The 19,226-nt window shown below is 40.0% G+C and carries 16 protein-coding genes and 2 tRNA genes; 4 read left to right on the top strand and 14 right to left on the bottom strand.

The features are described 5' to 3' along the window. Positions 1 to 8: 8 nt before the first annotated feature. Together ACWIUJ_RS02935 and ACWIUJ_RS02930 are read right to left on the bottom strand one after the other, a co-directional pair. Positions 9 to 374 (bottom strand): heat shock protein transcriptional repressor HspR, encoded by a 366-nt coding sequence (locus ACWIUJ_RS02935; RefSeq protein ID WP_454151920.1) that lies wholly within the window; start codon positions 372 to 374, stop codon positions 9 to 11. A gap of 36 nt (positions 375 to 410) precedes the next feature. After that, positions 411 to 1,304 (bottom strand): DnaJ C-terminal domain-containing protein, encoded by an 894-nt coding sequence (locus tag ACWIUJ_RS02930; RefSeq protein ID WP_454168867.1) that lies wholly within the window; start codon positions 1,302 to 1,304, stop codon positions 411 to 413. Between the two features lie 300 nt (positions 1,305 to 1,604). Between ACWIUJ_RS02930 and ACWIUJ_RS02925 the strand changes: the two genes are divergently transcribed. After that, positions 1,605 to 1,808: a hypothetical protein gene (locus ACWIUJ_RS02925; protein WP_454151944.1), complete on the top strand. Its 204-nt coding sequence runs from the start codon at positions 1,605 to 1,607 to the stop codon at positions 1,806 to 1,808. Between the two features lie 62 nt (positions 1,809 to 1,870). On the opposite strand, the gene ACWIUJ_RS02920 is transcribed toward ACWIUJ_RS02925, so the two are convergent. Both ACWIUJ_RS02920 and ACWIUJ_RS02915 read right to left on the bottom strand, forming a co-directional pair. After that, on the bottom strand, positions 1,871 to 3,781 hold the full coding sequence (locus ACWIUJ_RS02920; protein ID WP_454168865.1) for a TonB-dependent receptor: 1,911 nt from the start codon (positions 3,779 to 3,781) through the stop codon (positions 1,871 to 1,873). Then, positions 3,769 to 4,242 carry a TonB-dependent receptor plug domain-containing protein gene (locus ACWIUJ_RS02915; RefSeq protein WP_454168863.1) on the bottom strand — a complete coding sequence of 158 codons (474 nt, stop codon included), beginning with the start codon at positions 4,240 to 4,242 and terminating at the stop codon, positions 3,769 to 3,771. Before ACWIUJ_RS02915 ends, ACWIUJ_RS02920 begins: the two co-directional genes overlap by 13 nt. A 246-nt stretch (positions 4,243 to 4,488) precedes the next feature. On the opposite strand from ACWIUJ_RS02915, the gene ACWIUJ_RS02910 reads away from it, so the two are divergent. Both ACWIUJ_RS02910 and ACWIUJ_RS02905 read left to right on the top strand, forming a co-directional pair. Beyond that, the gene (locus tag ACWIUJ_RS02910; RefSeq protein WP_454168861.1) at positions 4,489 to 6,876 is read left to right on the top strand and encodes a TonB-dependent receptor; all 2,388 of its coding nucleotides are present in this window, start codon (positions 4,489 to 4,491) and stop codon (positions 6,874 to 6,876) included. A 69-nt stretch (positions 6,877 to 6,945) separates the two neighbouring features. Beyond that, complete coding sequence (locus ACWIUJ_RS02905; RefSeq protein ID WP_454168859.1) at positions 6,946 to 7,542, top strand: DUF1104 domain-containing protein; 597 nt, start codon at positions 6,946 to 6,948, stop codon at positions 7,540 to 7,542. A gap of 125 nt (positions 7,543 to 7,667) precedes the next feature. On the opposite strand, the gene ACWIUJ_RS02900 is transcribed toward ACWIUJ_RS02905, so the two are convergent. After that, positions 7,668 to 8,894 carry an ammonium transporter gene (locus ACWIUJ_RS02900; protein WP_454151952.1) on the bottom strand — a complete coding sequence of 409 codons (1,227 nt, stop codon included), beginning with the start codon at positions 8,892 to 8,894 and terminating at the stop codon, positions 7,668 to 7,670. A 168-nt stretch (positions 8,895 to 9,062) separates the two neighbouring features. Between ACWIUJ_RS02900 and ACWIUJ_RS02895 the strand changes: the two genes are divergently transcribed. Further along, positions 9,063 to 9,875 carry a tRNA 2-thiocytidine biosynthesis TtcA family protein gene (locus tag ACWIUJ_RS02895; RefSeq protein WP_454151954.1) on the top strand — a complete coding sequence of 271 codons (813 nt, stop codon included), beginning with the start codon at positions 9,063 to 9,065 and terminating at the stop codon, positions 9,873 to 9,875. 93 nt (positions 9,876 to 9,968) lie between these two features. Here ACWIUJ_RS02895 and ACWIUJ_RS02890 read toward each other — a convergent pair whose 3' ends face one another. The 9 genes from ACWIUJ_RS02890 to ACWIUJ_RS02850 form a co-directional block, all read right to left on the bottom strand. Further along, positions 9,969 to 11,018, bottom strand: coding sequence for a formate dehydrogenase subunit gamma (locus ACWIUJ_RS02890; protein ID WP_454151955.1), 1,050 nt, complete (start codon positions 11,016 to 11,018; stop codon positions 9,969 to 9,971). 13 nt (positions 11,019 to 11,031) lie between these two features. Further along, a complete protein-coding gene (gene fdh3B / locus ACWIUJ_RS02885; RefSeq protein WP_454151956.1) occupies positions 11,032 to 11,667 on the bottom strand; it encodes a formate dehydrogenase FDH3 subunit beta in 636 nt (211 codons plus the stop codon). Positions 11,668 to 11,677: 10 nt separating this feature from the next. Continuing rightward, positions 11,678 to 14,497 (bottom strand): molybdopterin-dependent oxidoreductase, encoded by a 2,820-nt coding sequence (locus ACWIUJ_RS02880; protein WP_454151957.1) that lies wholly within the window; start codon positions 14,495 to 14,497, stop codon positions 11,678 to 11,680. A gap of 37 nt (positions 14,498 to 14,534) precedes the next feature. After that, positions 14,535 to 14,765, bottom strand: coding sequence for a twin-arginine translocation signal domain-containing protein (locus tag ACWIUJ_RS02875; RefSeq protein ID WP_454168858.1), 231 nt, complete (start codon positions 14,763 to 14,765; stop codon positions 14,535 to 14,537). A 98-nt stretch (positions 14,766 to 14,863) separates the two neighbouring features. Next, positions 14,864 to 15,640, bottom strand: a complete 777-nt coding sequence (locus ACWIUJ_RS02870) for a TorD/DmsD family molecular chaperone (protein ID WP_454168856.1) — start codon at positions 15,638 to 15,640, stop codon at positions 14,864 to 14,866. Between the two features lie 12 nt (positions 15,641 to 15,652). Then, complete coding sequence (locus ACWIUJ_RS02865) at positions 15,653 to 17,236, bottom strand: 4Fe-4S dicluster domain-containing protein (protein WP_454168854.1); 1,584 nt, start codon at positions 17,234 to 17,236, stop codon at positions 15,653 to 15,655. A 250-nt stretch (positions 17,237 to 17,486) separates the two neighbouring features. Beyond that, positions 17,487 to 18,926, bottom strand: coding sequence for a DUF945 family protein (locus tag ACWIUJ_RS02860; protein ID WP_454168852.1), 1,440 nt, complete (start codon positions 18,924 to 18,926; stop codon positions 17,487 to 17,489). 76 nt (positions 18,927 to 19,002) lie between these two features. Next, positions 19,003 to 19,079: transfer RNA gene (locus ACWIUJ_RS02855), tRNA-Met, on the bottom strand. Between the two features lie 5 nt (positions 19,080 to 19,084). Further along, positions 19,085 to 19,159: transfer RNA gene (locus tag ACWIUJ_RS02850), tRNA-Gln, on the bottom strand. Between the last annotated feature and the right edge of the window lie 67 nt (positions 19,160 to 19,226).

Here is a 19,226-nt window from a genome sequence, read left to right as displayed (position 1 = left end):
TGTCGCGTCTATTTTTTAAACAAGATGATTTCATAAGAGCTTTGCTTAATGTTAATCGCTTTGGAATCTTGTGCCTTTGGGCTTTTAGCAAGCTCATCTTTAAACTCATCAATGATAGAATCTAGCTCATCAAGTCGCTCTTTTAAACGCAAAATAATATCTACGCCTGCGAGATTCACACCTAAATCACGCGTTAAGCGCAAAATTGTCTTAATCTTATCAATATCGCGTTGCGAATACAGGCGCATTTTACCCTCTGTCCTACCCGGCTCGATAAGCCCCTCTTTTTCATATTGACGCAAAGTCTGTGGGTGAATCTCTAAAATTTTTGCCACCACGCTAATCAAATACACGGGTTCATCATAACTATACATTTGCTCTCCTTAAGTTTATTGCTAACTCTGCTTTATTTATGGTAATTCACTTTGAAGCAAATCGACTAATTCCTTGCTTAAATTTTCCACTTTAGGCAAGACAACCTTTAAACACACATACAAATCCCCTGTATCTTGTGTTTTGCGATTTTTTAATCCCAACTCCTTAATGCGCATTTTTTGCCCATTTTTTGTGTTTGGTGGGATTGTAAGTGTAACTTCTTTTTGCAATGTCTTAACTTTGAGTTTCCCTCCAAAAAGCGCAATCTTAAGTGGCACTTCAATATCTTTTAGCAAATCATCACCGCTAATTTCATATTCATCGCTTGAAGCAACATTAACTTTCAACAACAAATCGCCCACGCTAGACTTTGAAGTCAATCCCTTTTCTTTTAATCGTATCGTTTCGCCATCACGGATTCCAAGCGGAATTTTGATATTGAAGTCCTTGCCATTTCGCGCATAGTGATAACTCCCGCCCACAATCGCACTCTCAAAGGGAATGGTAATAGAATCACTAATATCCAAATCAGGCTCTTCAAAGCCACTTGCCCCACTAAAACCTCCAAAACCACCAAATCCAGCACTCCCAAAATGAAAGTTTTGACTTTTGCCCGCACCAAAGCCACCTTGACCAAAAATATGCGACAAAATATCATCGAGATTCACACCTCCGCCTTGCGCACGGGAAAAATCGTGAAAACTCTGTCCGCCAAACATAGAATCACCAAACCTATCATACTGCGCTTTTTTTTGCGCATCGCTTAACACCTCATACGCAGCGTTAATCTCTTTGAATTTTTCCTCTGCTCCAGCGGATTTGTTAATATCTGGGTGATATTTTCGCGCAAGTTTGCGATAAGATTTTTTGATTTCTTCCGCGCTCGCACTTTCTGGGACTTCTAATGTCTCATATAAACTCTTTGCCATACGCTCTCCTGCTATATTTTCTGTAATTTTATATTGTTTTAAATTTAGCGTGATTATATCATAAAAGTTTAGTATTATATAATCAAGTTTAAATATCGTTTGTGTAGAAAAGTTTTAAAAATTTTAGATTATGCCGAGATTCTCGCTGGTGATGAAGCAAACTTAAATGATGCAAACAAGGTTTCAATAAAAAATTTCGTTTAGGAATTGTAATATTATAAAAATTTTTGTATTTTTAAGCAAAATTTAAGGTTATAATAGCTTATAATATCGTTTTAGAATTATTTAAGGATTATTACAATGTTAGGCATAAAACAAAACAAATTAGAAAAATTTCATAAAGAAAGAAAGCAAATGCGAGAGCAGATACACGAAATTCATAATAAATTACAAGAAATGAATGGAAATGACACACAAAAGCTTAGCATCAAAGATATAAGTCCTGCTAAAATGGGCTCATCTGCTTTGGCAAGTGCTTGGGTCATAGGGATTTTATTCATATAGTGCTTACATATCTCACATAACAACAACTAAAGCAAGAATAGAGTTTGTATAAAGTAGAGAATCTAAATCTCTATCTTTGCTTCTAAGAAATAATTCCTCCCCTCACCTGCGAGATAGCGTCTTGTAATGGCATTGTTTGTGCCAATAGAGCTTCGCTGGTAACTCACATAAAAGCTATCATACACATTGCGCACGCCTGCAGATACAGCAAAGTTTTTATATTTGTAATTGAGCCCAATATCCCCTAACACATACCCTCCTTTATTCATTATAAAATAATTGTTATCAAGCTGGCTTGCGTAATAACTATGATTTATAAAAATATCTAGTGCGTGGTTGTTTGCCTTTATCGCCCTAATGTTACTAGATAGGCTAACCTTAAAACTAGGCGTATAGGGAATCTGCGTTCCCTCTTTAAAAGAATCTGTAATCGCACCCTGCGTAGCAGAAGAGCTATTGATACTTGCAGCATTACTGCGTCCCTTTAATACATTAGAGTAGTTAAAATTTACCGATTCTTGCAAACTTACAATCTCACCAAGATATTGACTACTAGAGAGCTCTACTCCAAATCGCTGTGTCTCTCCTAAGTTATACCAATTCCGCAGTGGCACAGCAAAAAATACAGAGCGAATCTCATCATAAGTGTGTGTATAGTAAATGCTTGTCTGCAAACTCCCAAAACTAAACTCATCTTTTAACCCAATTTCAGCGGTGATATAGGATTCAGGTTTGATATTGCTAGCTTCTGGCGTGCCATTCACTCGATTGCCCGCACTATCATAGAGATTCCCTACATTCACTAGCTGACCAATGCTAGGCGATATAAACCCATACTCCCCCTTAAGATACACACTCCCTGTGCTCGTGTAGTTAAAACTTGGGCTAATTTCTGCGGAATAGTTGCTCTTTATGGACTTTCTATAATCCCTCACTAAAATATGTGCTTGTGGTCGCCCCACATTAACTAATCTATTGATGTCATAATAAAGCAACTCGCCTCGCACGCCAGCTATAAGTCCAAATTTGCCTTTATTGATAGAATCTAGTGCATAGATTCCCAGCGCATACTTAGCACCATTGCGTTTATCATAGCTTGCGCTCACCGCTTCACTTACCTCATAAGTGTTATCAATCCCTAAAAGCCAAGCGTGTATATCGCCCTTATATTTTAATCGCAGATTTAGTCCTGTATTGTGGTTTTTGTTTGTGCCCGTGATATTGCCTGTGCTATCGCCACTTTCCACATCTTCATCATTTTTATATGAGTAGAAAAAATCACTAAACGCATAGAATCCCAACGCTTCAAAATTTGTTTTTTCGCTCAAACCTGCATTATATTTGATGCTTGCTTGGGCTAAATCCTGCTGTGCTGGACCATTTAGAGATTGAGAATCTGGCATTGCATATCGCTCAAATTTTAATTGAGAAAGAGATTTTTCGCTTCCATCAGCATTAAGTTTGTTATTATATCCCAAAGAAAGTTGATGAGATTTTGTGTAACTTGCATTTATATCAACTTTTGAATTTTGGGTAATCTCATAGATTCCCTGTAATGCAGCATAAGTGGCTTTGGTGTATTCTCCCTTGCGTAAGCCATTTTTGTATGAATAGCTCGCATTTGCTCCAAGATAGAATCTATTGCTAAAGTTATATCCTCCACCCACACTTGCCTTTGCATTACTAGGCAATGAATGATGAGAAAACACCCCGCCTAATAAAGAAGTCTTAACAAAATCTTGGGGGGATTTTTTGGTTACGATATTAACCACTCCACCGCGTGTGCCACTACCATAGACCACAGAGCCACCACCGGGCAAGATTTCAATAGATTCTATATCATTGACATCAATGAGGTTGAAAGGATTTGCGCCATTAAGCACAAAACTTGAACGCGTTGCACCATAACCAGAATCATTGATATTGATTGGCACACCATTGACCATAATTTTTACCGCCTTTAGTGCGTCCATTCCCGTCCTCGTATGTCAATTTGCTTTTGTCCATTGGGTCCGGGAGTAAAAGTTATGGCAGGTTGGTGTTCTAAGGCTTGCTCGAGATTTGTATAGCCCTTATTGGCTATATCATCTTTATCAATCACTATGATATTTTTAGCCTCGCTTTGTATATCATATTCATTAGCCGTAGCGGTTACTTTATCTAACTTGATTTGTGTCATATCGCTCTGTTTGGAATCTTGACTTACATTTTGCGTAGATTGCATATTTTCGTTAGGGTTAGCATTTGCTTGCTCTACAAAAATCAAAAATACTCCCAAAAAATAATAACGCGATAGACAAATATCACCACAAAATAACTTTTTTGTATTTTTTAATTTTAAAGCCAAAAATAAATAATAATTCTTAAATATTTTATTTGCACTTTTCGTTATATTGTGTATTTTATCGCTTATTGACATTTTGTATTTTTTCATTGTTATCTCCTTAAATCTCCATAAACAAACTAAAACTTTGCTTAAAATAACCCTTATAATCCCCATTTATTAGGGACTATACCGATGCTTCACTCTTTGGCATAGAGACATTTTTTTGAAATGCTATGGGCTGGATTTATAGCACAATTTTGTAAAAAAAAAACGATAAAAAGTCTTATTTTAAGTAAAAATTAAGGTTTTTTAATTTATAACGCTTCTTACAATTTTAATTTTAAAGGATTTACTATGATAGAACAAAAATCAACCAAACTAGAGAATCTCCACAAGCAAAGAATACAAAGACGAGCACAAATAGGCGAAATTTTTAACGCAAAGTTAAGCAAGAATACACAAAAGCTAAACTCTAAAGTAAGTTCTGCGCTTGCATTTATCCTTATTTTGGGAGGAAGTGTGCTCCTAGCGCAACAACCAAATGATATTACCAACAACGACAAAGATTCTAAAGATTCTAAAGACGAACAAATGCAACAAGTCAAACTTGACAAAGTAACAGCCACTGCGGATAAAGAACTTGATTTGCCAGAGAACGCACAGCGCAATGTCATTGTCATTGACAAGCAAGATTTGCAAGACAAAGGTTATACAAACCTCGAGCAAGCCTTAGAACACCAACCCGCCATAACCTTTAATCCCGGACCCAATGGACAAAAGCAAATTGACATACGAGGACAGGGAATGGATTCTATGAAAGCGGTAAAAGTGCTTGTCAATGGCGTCTCAATCAATCCAAACCAAACGGGATTTGGCGCGACAGGACACGGACTGAGAATGGGAGGAAACACGCCTTTTGACCTCATTGATGTCAATGATATAGAATCTATTGAAATCTTGCCCGGTGGTGGCTCTGTGGTCTATGGTAGTGGCACACGCGGTGGAGTGGTTAATATCGTAACCAAAAAGCCAAGCCAAAATTTCACGCGATTCTCTTTAACAGGCTCAATATATGAGTATATCCCATCAAATGCGCCAATGTCTAAACCGCGCGGAACTGCTAAAGCGAGTGTAGGCACGGGATATAATCTTAATGAGAAAAACTTTTTAAATGTCTCAGCAAGCTATATGTATAAAAATGGCTTACGCAAAGGCGAATACACCAAAGATGCGTATTTTTCCATTGGCAATAGTTATGACAAAAGCGAGCACGAACGGCTTGATTTTTCTGCGAGTTACACACGCCATCACTCCTACTTTTTAGGCTACCAAGACAAGCAGGGCAAAACTTTAGAGCAAATGAAACAATCGCGCTATGACTTACCCACAGGCAATCTCGCAACTTCAGTTGGATACGCCAAACAAGATTTAGCTCAAGCCTCATTAAAATACACCAACGATACAAGTGAAAATTGGCGATTTGAGGCGTTAGGATTCTATGCGTTTAGTGATTTTTCATTCCCAACAAGCATTACCGCAGATACTGAAAGTGTCCCAAATACTACTTATGCCAACACTTCAGGGACCAACCTTAACCACAACGGCGGGGTTAATATAAAACTCAAACGCACCACTGATAACAATACGCTACTTTTGGGGTTAGATAATAGTTTAGAATATAGCGAAGCAATCCGTCTCCCAAGCTCTAGTGGATATAGAGACAGACGCAAGGGATACAAATACGCTGGTGCATTGTATGCTTTAGATTCTATGCGTTGGAATCTTTTTGGACTTACCACAGGATTGCGCGGTGAGGGATTGTATTATAGCGTCAAAAGACGCGGTATGACTAACCGCGTAGCAGGGACAGGAGCTGGCGGACACCCAACCGTTGCTTCTTTTGAAATTGAGGAGGGAGGTCAAGGCGAATGGAAATTTAATTACGCGGCTGAAGTTACTCCAAGTGTGCATTATAGTGATTCTGGGATTGTATATGTAAAAGGCGAGCTAGGGTTTATCAATCCCACTATCGCGCAAATCACTAATGTCGTAGAAACAGGGCAAACAAGTAGTGGAGGACAAACAACCATAAACCGCGAATTTAGAAGCACAAACCTGCGCCCTGAGCAATACATAACCACCGAAATTGGCTGGAGAGATGAATTTGCTAGCTCCACTTGGTCTTTGGCACTCTATTACACGCATAGTTTTAATGAAATCCGCTATATCCCAGAAACTTACGCCTATAATTACTATAATTTAGGAGAAACGCAAAGGGTTGGAGCGGAGTTTAGTGCAAAACAATATCTTTTTAGCAAGATTCTCACTCTCCAAGAATCCATAAACTTTAATCAATCAAATGTCATTAAAGGGCGAGAAAATGCAGGGGGCTCAAGCGCGAGTGAGCTTAACAAACAAAATCAAAGCATTCCGTATGTCCCACATTTAAAGGCTAGTGTGCTTGTAAATATTGCAGCACTAAAAAGAGGAAATCACGCGCTAAATATCTTTGCTAATCACAGCTACACTTCACAAATGAGAGATTCTGCTTATGAAATAATGAATGAGGGCGGATACACACTTGGCGATATGGGATTGTCTTATAAATACAAAAGTTTGGGCTTAAGTGCTGGTGTGCGTAATGTGTATGATACTTTTTATGTCGCCTATCAGGCAAATGGTCGCTATTACCTCGCTGGCGAGGGGAGAAACTACTATGCGGAGGTGAAGATGGGATTTTAAATAGTATAAAGTTGTCGAATAACTATTTTTTAACAAGCCGACTTTAGTAAGATAAAACAAGGAGTTAAGATGATAAATACAAAAAAAATGCTCGCTGCAAGTGCATTGCTATCTTTTGCAATCACTGCATTTGCAGCAGACTTTAGTGGCAAAAGCAATGAGGAGTTACTCAATCTCTATGCCCAATACGGCAGTATGAGTGTGAGTGATACAGCAGATTTGCGTTTGGAGTTAATGCGCCGTGCAGATAAACTACAAGGCAATGAGAAAAAATCCTTTATGGATAAAATGCGTGGGAATTATGACAAAGCTACGGAATCTTGGAGTGTAAACAAATGGAGAAATTACAGAGAAAGCGTCAATAAAGAGTATGATAAAAAACGACAAAATGACGCTCTTGCAAAGCAAGCTAAATATGGTTCGCTTTCGGCTACTGAGGCTGCTGAGTTGCGCTTAGAGATTCACAAAATTACAGCTTTCCTTGACCCAGCAAGCAAAAAGACATTCCAAGAAAAGCTTACAAAAGCTCAAGATAAAGCCATAGGTTCTTGGACTATGAAAAAATACCGAGAATATCGCACGGCAGTGAATAACGAGTTTAAAAAACTTACCGAAAAAATGCCTGAAGATGAGAAAAAACGATTAGGCATCACAGCCACACATTAAGTGCTATTTGTTGTTTTTTGGAAGTAGAGTGGGTGCTTTTTAGACTTTTATAATCAGTCTAAAAAGCATTAGAGATTCTAAAGTCGGCTTGTTAAAACATAGTATCAAAACTCTATTTTACAAAATTACATTCTATACGCTTCTTCGCCGTGTAAGTGAATGTCTAAGCCCTTTTCCTCGATTTCCTCTTTGACGCGCAAATCCGTAAAAAGCGCGATTATCTTAAAAATTATCACGCTTACCACTGCAGAGAGCCCAGCGCACACCACAATGGCAAAAATCTGCTCCAACAATAGCGCAAAAGAGCCACTAATCAGTAAGCCCTCGCCCAAAGCACCATCTGCGATTATGTCAGGATTTACCGCACCAGAAGCAAATAGCCCTACGGCGATACCACCCCAGATTCCCCCGATGCCGTGCAGTGAAAACGCATCAAGGCTATCGTCCCATTTGAGTTTGTATTTGATATAAAATAGCCCAAAGTAGCACACCAGCGCGCTTATCATACCGATTAGCACGCTTGACCAAATCCCTACAAACCCAGCTCCCGGGGTAATGCCCACAAGCCCTGCCACAAGACCGCTTAAGCCACCTAGCACCGTTGGCTTTTTGTGCTTTATCCATTCAAGTAGCACCCAGATTAAAAATCCGCTTGCCGCTGAAATAATCGTTACAATAAAGGCATTTACCGCGATGTCATTTACCGCGCCCGCACTACCTGCGTTAAACCCTAGCCAGCCGATAAAGAGCAAAATCGCGCCCAAAAACGCATAAGGCACAGAATGCGCACCGCTTGTCGAAGCGGGGGTTTTACGCGCACCCACGAGGAGCGCGCCCACAAGCCCAGCCACACCAGAGCTAATATGCACGACTCCGCCACCTGCGAAATCTAAACTCCCTCGAGATTCTAAAAATCCGCCACCCCAAATCATATGCGCGAGCGCGTCATATACCACCGTGCTCCAAATCAGCAAAAACACCACCAGCACGCCAAGCTTAATGCGCCCAACAAGCGAGCCTGTGATAATCGCTGAAGCGATAAGCGCAAACATCATTTGAAAGAGCATAAAAAGGATATGTGGCACGCCATCATCATTAAATCCGCTAATCCCAGCAAGGGCGAAATTCTCAACATTCCCGATAATGCCAGCATTATCCCCGCTAAAACTTAAACTAAAGCCCACAATAATCCACTGCAAAGTAATCACGCCAAAGACGATAAAGCCGTTCATTATGGTATTTAGGGTGTTTTTAGTCCCCACCATACCAGAATAAAACATCGCCAGCGCAGGCGTCATCAGCAAGACTAAAAGTGAGCATAGCATTATGAAACTTGTGTTTATAGTATCCATTGCTAACTCCTTATATTTTTTTACACGGCGAGTGTATCTTAAATATCATAAATTTTTACTTAAATGTGTTTATTTTAAATTCATATATTCCAAAACTTCACGCTTTTTGTCATCAAAAGTAAAAAAATTTGTTAGCATTGAGAAATACTAAACAAAACAAGGAATATAATGCTTGATACACCACATTTAGAATCTACCACACACAGTCAAAAATCACAATGCGCCACGCCCCAAATCAGTAAAAAAATCTTACGCCTTGTGGGCAAAACAAATGCGCAATACAAACTCATTGCAGATGGGGATAGAGTGCTTTTGGGGTTAAGTGGGGGGAAAGATTCTATCCTACTTGCCACCATTTTAGCCTATATGCAAAAGCACGCGCCTTTTAACTTTGAGTTTAAGGCACTCACGGTTGATTATGGGCGCGGAGGCGAGTATGAGTATATTTTTGAGTATTGCGAGAAATTGCAGATTCCCTATGAACTTTATCGCACAGATATTTACAAAATTTTAGAGGAACATAAACGCGGTGGCACGGTATATTGTAGCTTTTGCTCGCGTATGAGGCGGGGCGCACTTTACACAAAAGCACTAGAGGGAGGATTCAATAAACTCGCTCTAGCACATCACTTCGATGATGCTGTGGAGAGCTTTTTTATGAATCTAAGCTACAATGGCGCACTGCGCTCAATGCCACCGATTTATACCGCACAAAATGGCTTGCGTGTAATCCGTCCGCTCATTTTTTTGCGCGAGAGAGCGATTAAGGACTTTATCACGCATAATAATATCTATATAGCACCTGATTGTAATTGCCCGATAAATTGGTTGCCTGAGGATAAACGACCTTTTGCACGCGAAAACACCAAGCAATTTTTGGCTCAATTAGAATCTCAAAATGCCGAACTTTTCAAATCCCTGAAGAATGCTTTTAGTAATTTACACACAGGAAGTTTTTGTGATGAAAGATTTTTAGAATGATAAAACAAACTTTTATAGAGAAGTCTTTATGTATGATGAAGTAAAATTGTGTGTTTTGTAAGAATCTATGCAAGCCCTAAGGCTTGCATAAAATTAGTGATGTCCGCTCACTCGCATAGAATCGAGCTTACCGCTCTTTTTTAAATCCTCATAATAAAAGCTATGAAGCATTGAGACTTCCTCTTCGCCCATATTTCCATTGATGATAGATTCCATAGCACCTTCAATCGCAAAGGCAGCCATATAAATATGCGTGATAAGTAACGCCACCACCAAGAAACCAACAACATTGTGAATAAGAGCCATAAGGCGCAATGTGTTAATATCTGTGTTTTGGAAAAACATTACTGCTCCTGTAAAGACCATTACTGCTCCACCAAGCGTAGCCACCCAAAACCACATTTTTTGTCCTGCGTTAAACTTGTGTGCTGGGATTATTTTATTTACCTTATCAAGGTAACCACCCATTATCATTAGCCACTTAATATCATAACTTTTAGGAAAGCAATCTTTTACCCACATTAAAAACATTAGTGTGCCAAAAATCGCAAACACAATCGTAGATAATCCGTGCAAATCACGCGCAAAGCGGATAAGCCCGCCTCCACCAAGTTTATCACCAAAAACCATCATAAGTCCCGTAATGCAAATAAGCACAAAAGGCACTGCGGCAAACCAATGCACGAAAATATTATATTTGCTAAATACTTTTAGCTTGCTAGCGTGATTGTATTTACGCGCACCGATGATTTTATAATGTCCAAAAAATGCCAATGGCACAAAAAGCACGATAAGGAGGAAAATCGCGGCAAAATATCCACCTTGCAAGATAGTAAAGATTTCGCCCAAGCCATTCCAACCGCGAATCCCCTCAATAGGTTTCCCCATTGTCGCAGGCTCGATACTCCCACCATCACCGGGCACTGCTGTGCCGAGCACTACGCCAGAAGTCTTGGTGTTAAGCCCCCAATTTTTAATCGCCTCAATTTGCTTCGTGCCATAAATGTCCTTGTTATAGCCCAAATCCACTTCTTCATCGTGTGTGCCAATATGCGATGGGTCGACATAATTCTTCCCATCAGTAGCACTAAATAAAGAGCTCGAAAAAAGCGTTATCGCTAGTAACCAAACTATTGCTTTCATACTCGCCCCCTTATCAGCTACCATACGCTTTTTCCCAAGTATATGGAATCTTAGGCTCGCCCTCTCCTTTTGTAAGGCTTCTTAAGCGAATAATGGCACTCACATCATCACTACCACCAGCAAGCAATGCTTTAGTAGAGCACATTGCCGCGCAAGCAGGCACTTTACCTTCTGCGATTCTGTTTTGTCCATATAAACGCCATTCTTCCTCGCTATGTGTCTCTTCAGGTCCGCCAGCACAGAATGTGCATTTATCCATTGAGCCGCGTGAGCCAAAGACATCACTTTTTGGGAATTGTGGTGCGCCAAAAGGACAGGCATAGAGGCAGTAGCCACAGCCAATACAAGTCTTTTTGTCGTGCAAGACAATGCCATCAGCACGGATATAAAAGCAATCCACAGGACAAACCTTTGAGCAAGGTGCATCTGCGCAGTGCATACAAGCAATAGAGATTGACTTCTCAGCTCCTACAACTCCGTCATTAAGTGTAACTACGCGTCTGCGGTTCATTCCCACAGGCAAGTGGTGCGCTTCCTTACAAGCGACATCACAGCCGTGGCAATCAATACAGCGAGAATCATCGCAGTAAAACTTAATGCGAGCGTGTCCGGGTTCATTAAATCCATTAACTGCTGTTGTGTTACTCATTTTATCCCCCTTATGCTTTTTCTATGCGGCAAAGTCCGCATTTTGTCTCTGGGCAACCTGAGTTGTAATCAATACCATAGCTTGAAATCATATTCGCAGATTCTCCAATGGCGTAAGGTTCTGTGCCCGCTGGATACTTGCTTAGCAAATTTTCTCCTTGGTCCATACCAGAGAAGTTTTGTGGTAACCACACACTATTGTAATCCACGCGTTGGCTAATTTTGGCTTTTGTGAGCATTTTTGTGCCCATTGTGCCGTGCAACCACACCATATCGCCGTCTTTAATGTTAAGTTCAGCGGCTTTATTTGGGTGGATTTCCACAAACATTTCACCATACACTTCAGCCAAGTATTTTGCACTTCTTGTCTCTGTGCCTGTCCCCATATGTGCGACTAATCGCCCGCTAAGCATATTGACAGGATATTCTTTTGTCCATTCTCTTTCCATTTGTCTTGAGCGATATTCCATATTTGCACGATAGAGATTCTTTCTATCAGGGAAACTTGGATACTTCTCAAGCAAGTCTGGGCGCACAGTGTGTAAAGGCTCTCTATGCAATGGAATCTTATCAAACCAATTCCACACCACCATACGCGCCCTACCATTACCATAAGGGCAAAGTCCAGCCTCTAATGCCTTTTCCGCTAGGATATTGTTACCAAATCCTATCGCATAAGTTTGTCCCTCAACTTGTCTTTTCTCCTCTTCGGTGAGTTTAAGTCCTAAAGATTCTGCATTTGCTGCACTTATAGGAGCGTGTCCAGCAATTTTAGAATCTGGCAGGCTTCTAGTAGAAAGCATAGACTTTCCATCAGGGCTTTCCACTCCCCAATTCACACGGAATCCCATTCCGCCTTCCATTACAGGCTTAGTGTCATCGTAGAATACAGGAGTTCCGGGGTGCTTATCACTCCAGCAAGGCCAAGGAAGTCCATAGTATTCGTTTTTAAATGGTCCTGTTCCTCTGAGTGTTACTTTATCAAACATATGCCAATTCTCTTGATGTGCTTTTAATCGCTCTGGGCTCATTCCTTGCAAACCAATGCTTCGTATGCTCTGTGTATATTCAGTAGTCGCATCTTCAGGCCACACAAATTCATCTCGCCCTTTAGATTTAGCAATCTCATAAAGACTTCGCTGGAATTCCTCTAAGAAGCCCATTCTTTTCGCAAAATCAAAGAGAATGTCGTGGTCTGTTCGGCACTCATACATTGGCTCCATAACCTTGCTTCTCCATTGATAGCTACGATTAGTTGCTGCTAGGCTACCGCTAGTCTCCATTTGGCTTGCTGCTGGGAGCAAGTAGAGATTGTTATCCTTTTCGCAATAAATCGCCAAGTCATTAACATACGGGTCGATAAACACTACAAGCTCTAATTTGTTCATCGCTTGTCGTTGCAAATCAAGGAGATTCACAGTTGTCATACCCGTGCCGATTACGACTAATGCGCGAAGCATTGTGCCACCATTATTTTCAGCATTTTCAGGATTAAGCACGCCAAATTTCCAAGTAGAGTGCGCAAAGCCACCCGCTTCCATCATTTCCTTGCTTTTATAACGACCTAAAAGCCACTCATAATCTACACGCCAATGCTTAGCAAAATGTCTCCAAGAGGTTTCTGAAAGGTTGTAATAACCAGGCAAAACATCAGGGTTTGCTGCCATATCCGAGCTTCCTTGCACATTATCGTGCCCGCGCAAGATATTCACGCCACCGCCATTTTTACCCATATTGCCTAAAAACATTTGTAAAATTGGCACAATACGCGTATTTGATGTCCCAACTGTGTGTTGTGTCAATCCTTGATTCCAAATTGCAGCCGCTGGTTTGGCACTCGCCATATCGCGTGCAATGTGAATGATAGAATCTGCTGGGATACCTGTAATATCACTCACTTCTTGTGGAGTGAATTTCTCTGCTTCTTTCATAATAGATTCATATCCATAAACGCGCTCTTTAAGGTATTGCTCATCATAAAGTCTTTCTTTAATGATAACATGCAACAATCCATACACAAATGCAATATCTGTCCCGCTTCGGATTCTATGGAACTCATCAGATTTCGCTGCAGTCTTGCTAAAATGCGGGTCAATGCAAACAAGCTTTGCTCCACGCTCTTTAGCACGCAAAATATGCACCATTGATACAGGGTGATTTACCGCTGGGTTTGCCCCGATGATAAGAATGTATTTTGAAAACATCATATCACCAATATGGTTTGACATTCCACCATATCCAAATGTATTCGCCACACCGGCGACTGTAGGTGAATGTCAAACGCGGTTACAATGGTCTAAGTTATTAGTCCCAAAAAATGCTGAAAATTTACGCAAATAATAGCACTGCTCATTTGAGAGTTTCGCACTTCCTATCCACATAACAGCATCAGGTCCGCTCTCCTCTCGAATCTGGAGAAGTTGCTTTGAAATTTTATCCATAGCACTATCCCAATCTGTGCGTTGCCATTCGCCATTGACTTTGTGTAATGGATAGCGCAATCTTGTCTCGCTTCTCGCCCTATCAATCAAGTCTGCACCTTTACAGCAGTGTCCGCCCTGTGAGATTGGGTGGTCTTGTGCTACTTCTTGGCGCACCCATACACCATCTTGGACTTCTGCAATGATTCCACAGCCCACAGAGCAGTGTGTGCATATTGTTTTCACACGCTTTGCTTCGGGGAACATTTCCTTTAGCTCGCCTTCACTTGCCTTGCGTATCACACGCTCGCTATCACTTCCAAACGCTCCACTCACTCCAGCGACACCCGCTAGCGCAGAGAGCTTAAGAAATGAACGGCGTGCGTTTGAACGCGTATTTGTGTTACTCATTTCTTACTCCTTTTGTTGTTATTTTGCTTATCAAAGCCTACTTCGCAACAGCAAGATATTCCTGCCAATACTTCGTATCGCTTCTATGGAGGACTTCTTGCTTCTTGCTTGTCCCCTTAATAACCTCTTTTTGTTCAATTCCCTTTGAACAACCGCTAACCAACGAGCCAACTGCCAAGCCAACGCCACCTAACGCTGCAACCTTAACAAAGCCTCGTCTTGATTCAATTTCACCAGAAGATTGAACCTCATTTTGCTCTTGTGCCATCGCGACTCCTTAAGTGTGGATTTAGGGGGGTTAATACCCCTATGCAAATCTTTGGGCTAAGACTTGCATAAAGGCATTAAACAAATGCTAATATTGAATTATCCGTTGATATGCTCCTCCATTGTGATGAAATTTTTTAACAATGCGCCAACAAGGCTAAAGCAAGGCAAATCATCTCGCTTTTGCAATGAAAGTGCGATTGGCATCGCCATTGGCTTAAGACATTCTTTAAATATTTCATTTGCTTGGGTATTTTGAGAATCTTGAAGCAAATGGCGCATAAGCATTAACAAAAATCCAAAATGCTCTTCGCTCTCTTTAAATTCTTCGTTTAGGCGAAAAGTTGTTTTTTTGGTGAGCATTTTTGCCTTTACTAAACTCTCGCCATTTAAACAACCCTCAACATAATGCGAAAGATAAAGAAAAGTTTGTGGATTCCCAAATGAACGGGCTTTTTGACCCTTGACTAATGGCGGGGTTTTGCCTGTGTTGAATGGGATATTAAATGCCACGCTGTATTCCCTTGCTATTTCTTGTGCAGTGGTATTTGAGAGGTGATTTTTTAGCATTACAAAACTTTGCAAATCCTCATCACTAAGTGGAGCTTGAGAAAGCACTTCAATTTGCTTGTTAAAAAGCTCAAACCGCTTTGCAATAAGCTCATAAAGAAAAAATCCTGCAAAGAAGTCATAATACAGCGCACGAGCAGAGTTTATCGCCTCTTGGCTTTGTGTGGTAGCACTCTTAGATTCTCTATGGTGAAATGAAGTATCACACTTAGAATCTATTTTTTGGGCGTCATCTTGTAATAGGGAATTTTGCAACGCAGGGTTAAAATCTTTTGTATTTTTGTCAGTAAAATGCAAATTTTCCATTTTATTTCCTTGCTATGAGTTTCCTTTGGGACCAAAGATGATTTTTACCTTGCAATCCGCACAACACTCAATACTTTTCATTTTTATATCATCGCCGCTAAAGCTACTTGCAAGAATGCCCTTAATCTTTGCGATAGATTTGGTAGTGGCAAAGATTTTCCCACATTCTACACATTTAAATGGCTCATCATACGCCTTTTGCACATATTCAAAGCTCTGAGCCTCTAAGTGCAAAGTGCGAGATTCTATAGTGATGACTTTCTCAGCACACGCATCAGCGCAATATCCACAATCCGTGCAAAGACTATGTTTAAAAAGCAACTCAAAACTTGCATTATTATTGATGAGTGCCTTTGTATTGCACGCTTCTACACAAGAGAGACATAGCGTGCATTTATGAGAATCCACTTTGATATTCGCACTCGAGCGCACACCCACACTGCCAAAACTCCCGCCTCTAACCCACGCATAAAGACGCGCTGATAGGACTTCTTTGGCACTCTCATCGGCATTTGGAGTGTAGAGATAGGCGAGATTGTGTGTGTGAGATTCTAAAGATTTGATTGTATTTATTGTATTGCGCAACTCTTGTGCGTTGCTCGCTACAAAAAGCGTATCAAAGCCAAAAATACAGCGCGTGATTTCATTTATGCCCTCTATGGCTTGCATATTGCTTGGAGTAAAATCACCATAAAGTAGCACTCTAGAGCCACTCTCTTGGATAAGACTTAGACAAATAACCTCATTTAAAATATGGGGTTGCGCAACAACAAATGGTAATACCTTGCTCCCCTTAAAATCTCTTAAAACATCCGCCACTTCACTCATACAAGAATCTTGTAGCACAAGCGGTATATAACCATTATACATTCGTGCTTGTAAGGTAAGCGATTCTAAACTTTCAGTTATGCGGGAGAGTGCTCCTGTGGGGCAGACACTCACACATTCGCCACACGCCACACAATCAAGCGGATTTAGGTTAATCTCCATTTTTCTCTCATCTTTGTAGATTCCATAAGTTTGGCACACCCCCACACACGCAGCACAATATCCGCTACCATCTGCTTTAGCACGGCGATGATGAAAATCACAAAGATTGGGATTAAGGTTTAGTGGGACTTCGTAGGAGTATGCACCCACAAAGTTTGTTAGCGCGTTGATGAGTTCAGTTGGATTTGCATATTCATTGACAAAATGCACGCCCTTAATGCGCGCGACATTATCAAACTTCGTAAAAAATATCACTTGAGACACACACAATGGGGTAGATTTAAGAGAATCTTGCGCGCGCAAAATGGTAAAATTCCCAAGATTACCATTTGCACCCATAAAATCCTGTGGCTCAATATGTGTAATCTCCCAAGTAATGTCTTGTGTATTTGTGCTTTGCAAGATAGAAATGAAGTTTTGCACGCCCTCACCCACACCGATAATGGCAACTTTAGGTTCAAGGAAAATGCTTCTATGATTCTCAAATGGAGTGTAATCAAGACGAATTTCATTAACCTCATTAAGCAGTGCTACTTGAGAATCTGCGTATATATCTAAATCTAAGATAGGTTGATAGACATTGTCTTGGTAAATTTCTTGTTGCATTTTATCCACCATTTGTTGTGCTTTAGGTATAAATTCTTTACCCTTTGTGTGGATAATAACAAAAAATCATACAAAAATTACATATTTCAACAAGAAAATATGTATCTAATAAAATATAGCGTTTAGAATAGTAACACATTAAATTAACGATTCCCTATTAACCTCTATGGCAACGGAAATCGCTAATTTTATATATTGTATATTTAATCTGTGAAGTTAGGTTGCATTTACACAAATACAACAAAAATTCTTAAGGATTGCGGAGTGGTTGCGTTGGATTTATTTCATCTGGTATTTGTGTGTCCTCAGGCAACTCAATCGCTTCAATATGTTCAGGTTGTTCATCATCAATAAGCCCATCATCAATCCCAGCAAATTCTACAAAGCTTTTACCATTAAAGCGCATATCCTCTCCCATACCTACAATCTCTAATACATACCTACCCTCATTGTTTTGTATCAATTCTATATCAGCAAGAAATCCAGGTAAAAGCTCGCTAAAATGCACATTGCTTGTAAGTAAAAGATTCACTTCCACTTCTGCATCACCTTTGATTTTCTTTATAAAGCCATTAGCTTTGAAATCATTGTTGTCTTTGCGGAAACTTATATCACTAATCTCCATTTGACTGCTTGCATTGTCCAACATAGCCAATATTTCTTTTGTATCATACATTGCAACAAGTAACTGATAATAAACCTTCACAGGAATCTCTTTGATGAGTATTTGTGCGTTTATATCATTAAGTGCTATCTTGCTGTCATTTTCATTTCTGTTAAGATTCTTAATTTTTGTAGTTGTGTTGAAATTAAATGTCTCGCTCTCTCCACTATTTGAAGAATTTTTATCATCACTTGCTTGAGCTTTTATGTCAAATGTCGTTTCAAGAATCTCCACGCCATTGCCAAAATCCTTAAATCCCATACTTTTGATGCTCGTGTGCGAGTCATAATCCACAAGTTTAAATCCAATCGCACCAAAGAAATCAACGGGTTCATTAAACTTCGTATTAGAAACTACTTCTTTCATATAATATGCTTCGTTTTTATTTCTAATCTCAAACCCTCCAAAGTGTAAAGAGCTAGAAGTAAGTTTGCCATCACCATCAATCTTAAACATTGTAACAAAATCCTTAAACTCCATAAGCTCATTATCACTTGCCTTAAGTGTTATATCATTGATTCTCATCTCTAATGATGCCCCACCAAACAAAGAAATATTCGCCTTTGCCACAATGAGATTTTTATCCATATTAACCGTTATCCCAGATGCACTAGCAAGCATTGAGAGCATCTCGTGGAATGGATTTTCAAGCCTTGCTGTGTAATTTTGTGAGCTAAAAATATTATTTTTTAGCTCTATTTTCACGGTTATTGGAGGAATTTCGCCAACACCTCCACCAACAAGACCAGCAGCATCAAGAAGTATATCAAAACTTGCCTCTGAGCTAAAAAATCCTCGCTCAAAAGTTTCATTTGCGATTGAAAAATGTCCATATGCCTCATCTATTTTTGCTAGCTCACCAATGACCTCTTTAGCTGTCTTTTGCGTATTTTCATAAAACCTCTGATTTACCCCACCCATATAAAACACCTGAGCAAGATATAAGGCAATGACAACTATTGTAGCGACACCAACCGCTATAACCTTCTTTGATTTAAGTTTTTGTAGTATTTGTGCTGTTTCCATTTCTTTATGTCCTCCAACTCTTTAACAATAATAAACAACTTGAGGTTTTTTATCGTTTGATTTATTAAAATTGATTTGGTTGCGGAGGATGGATTTGAACCACCGACCTTTGGGTTATGAGCCCAACGAGCTACCGGACTGCTCTACCCCGCGACAAATGGCTGGGGTACAAGGATTCGAACCTCGGAATGCCTGGACCAAAACCAGGTGCCTTACCGCTTGGCGATACCCCAATTTCCAAAAATTTATGCAAAAAAGAATTGCTTTTTAGCAAAACCAAATAAAAAGCTAGCGATTATA

The sequence above is a fragment of the Helicobacter sp. 23-1046 genome (genome assembly GCF_053654635.1).
The sequence above is the reverse complement of the archived record's forward strand: the minus strand, read 5'-3'. Positions and strand labels throughout refer to the sequence as shown.

Coding starts and splice junctions, on each gene's coding strand:
- ACWIUJ_RS02935 (WP_454151920.1), bottom strand. CDS start 374: ATGTATAGTTATGATGAACCCGTGTATTTGATTAGCGTGGTGGCAAAA.
- ACWIUJ_RS02930 (WP_454168867.1), bottom strand. CDS start 1,304: ATGGCAAAGAGTTTATATGAGACATTAGAAGTCCCAGAAAGTGCGAGC.
- ACWIUJ_RS02925 (WP_454151944.1), top strand. CDS start 1,605: ATGTTAGGCATAAAACAAAACAAATTAGAAAAATTTCATAAAGAAAGA.
- ACWIUJ_RS02920 (WP_454168865.1), bottom strand. CDS start 3,781: ATGGACGCACTAAAGGCGGTAAAAATTATGGTCAATGGTGTGCCAATC.
- ACWIUJ_RS02915 (WP_454168863.1), bottom strand. CDS start 4,242: ATGAAAAAATACAAAATGTCAATAAGCGATAAAATACACAATATAACG.
- ACWIUJ_RS02910 (WP_454168861.1), top strand. CDS start 4,489: ATGATAGAACAAAAATCAACCAAACTAGAGAATCTCCACAAGCAAAGA.
- ACWIUJ_RS02905 (WP_454168859.1), top strand. CDS start 6,946: ATGATAAATACAAAAAAAATGCTCGCTGCAAGTGCATTGCTATCTTTT.
- ACWIUJ_RS02900 (WP_454151952.1), bottom strand. CDS start 8,894: ATGGATACTATAAACACAAGTTTCATAATGCTATGCTCACTTTTAGTC.
- ACWIUJ_RS02895 (WP_454151954.1), top strand. CDS start 9,063: ATGCTTGATACACCACATTTAGAATCTACCACACACAGTCAAAAATCA.
- ACWIUJ_RS02890 (WP_454151955.1), bottom strand. CDS start 11,018: ATGAAAGCAATAGTTTGGTTACTAGCGATAACGCTTTTTTCGAGCTCT.
- fdh3B (WP_454151956.1), bottom strand. CDS start 11,667: ATGAGTAACACAACAGCAGTTAATGGATTTAATGAACCCGGACACGCT.
- ACWIUJ_RS02875 (WP_454168858.1), bottom strand. CDS start 14,765: ATGGCACAAGAGCAAAATGAGGTTCAATCTTCTGGTGAAATTGAATCA.
- ACWIUJ_RS02870 (WP_454168856.1), bottom strand. CDS start 15,640: ATGGAAAATTTGCATTTTACTGACAAAAATACAAAAGATTTTAACCCT.
- ACWIUJ_RS02865 (WP_454168854.1), bottom strand. CDS start 17,236: ATGCAACAAGAAATTTACCAAGACAATGTCTATCAACCTATCTTAGAT.
- ACWIUJ_RS02860 (WP_454168852.1), bottom strand. CDS start 18,926: ATGGAAACAGCACAAATACTACAAAAACTTAAATCAAAGAAGGTTATA.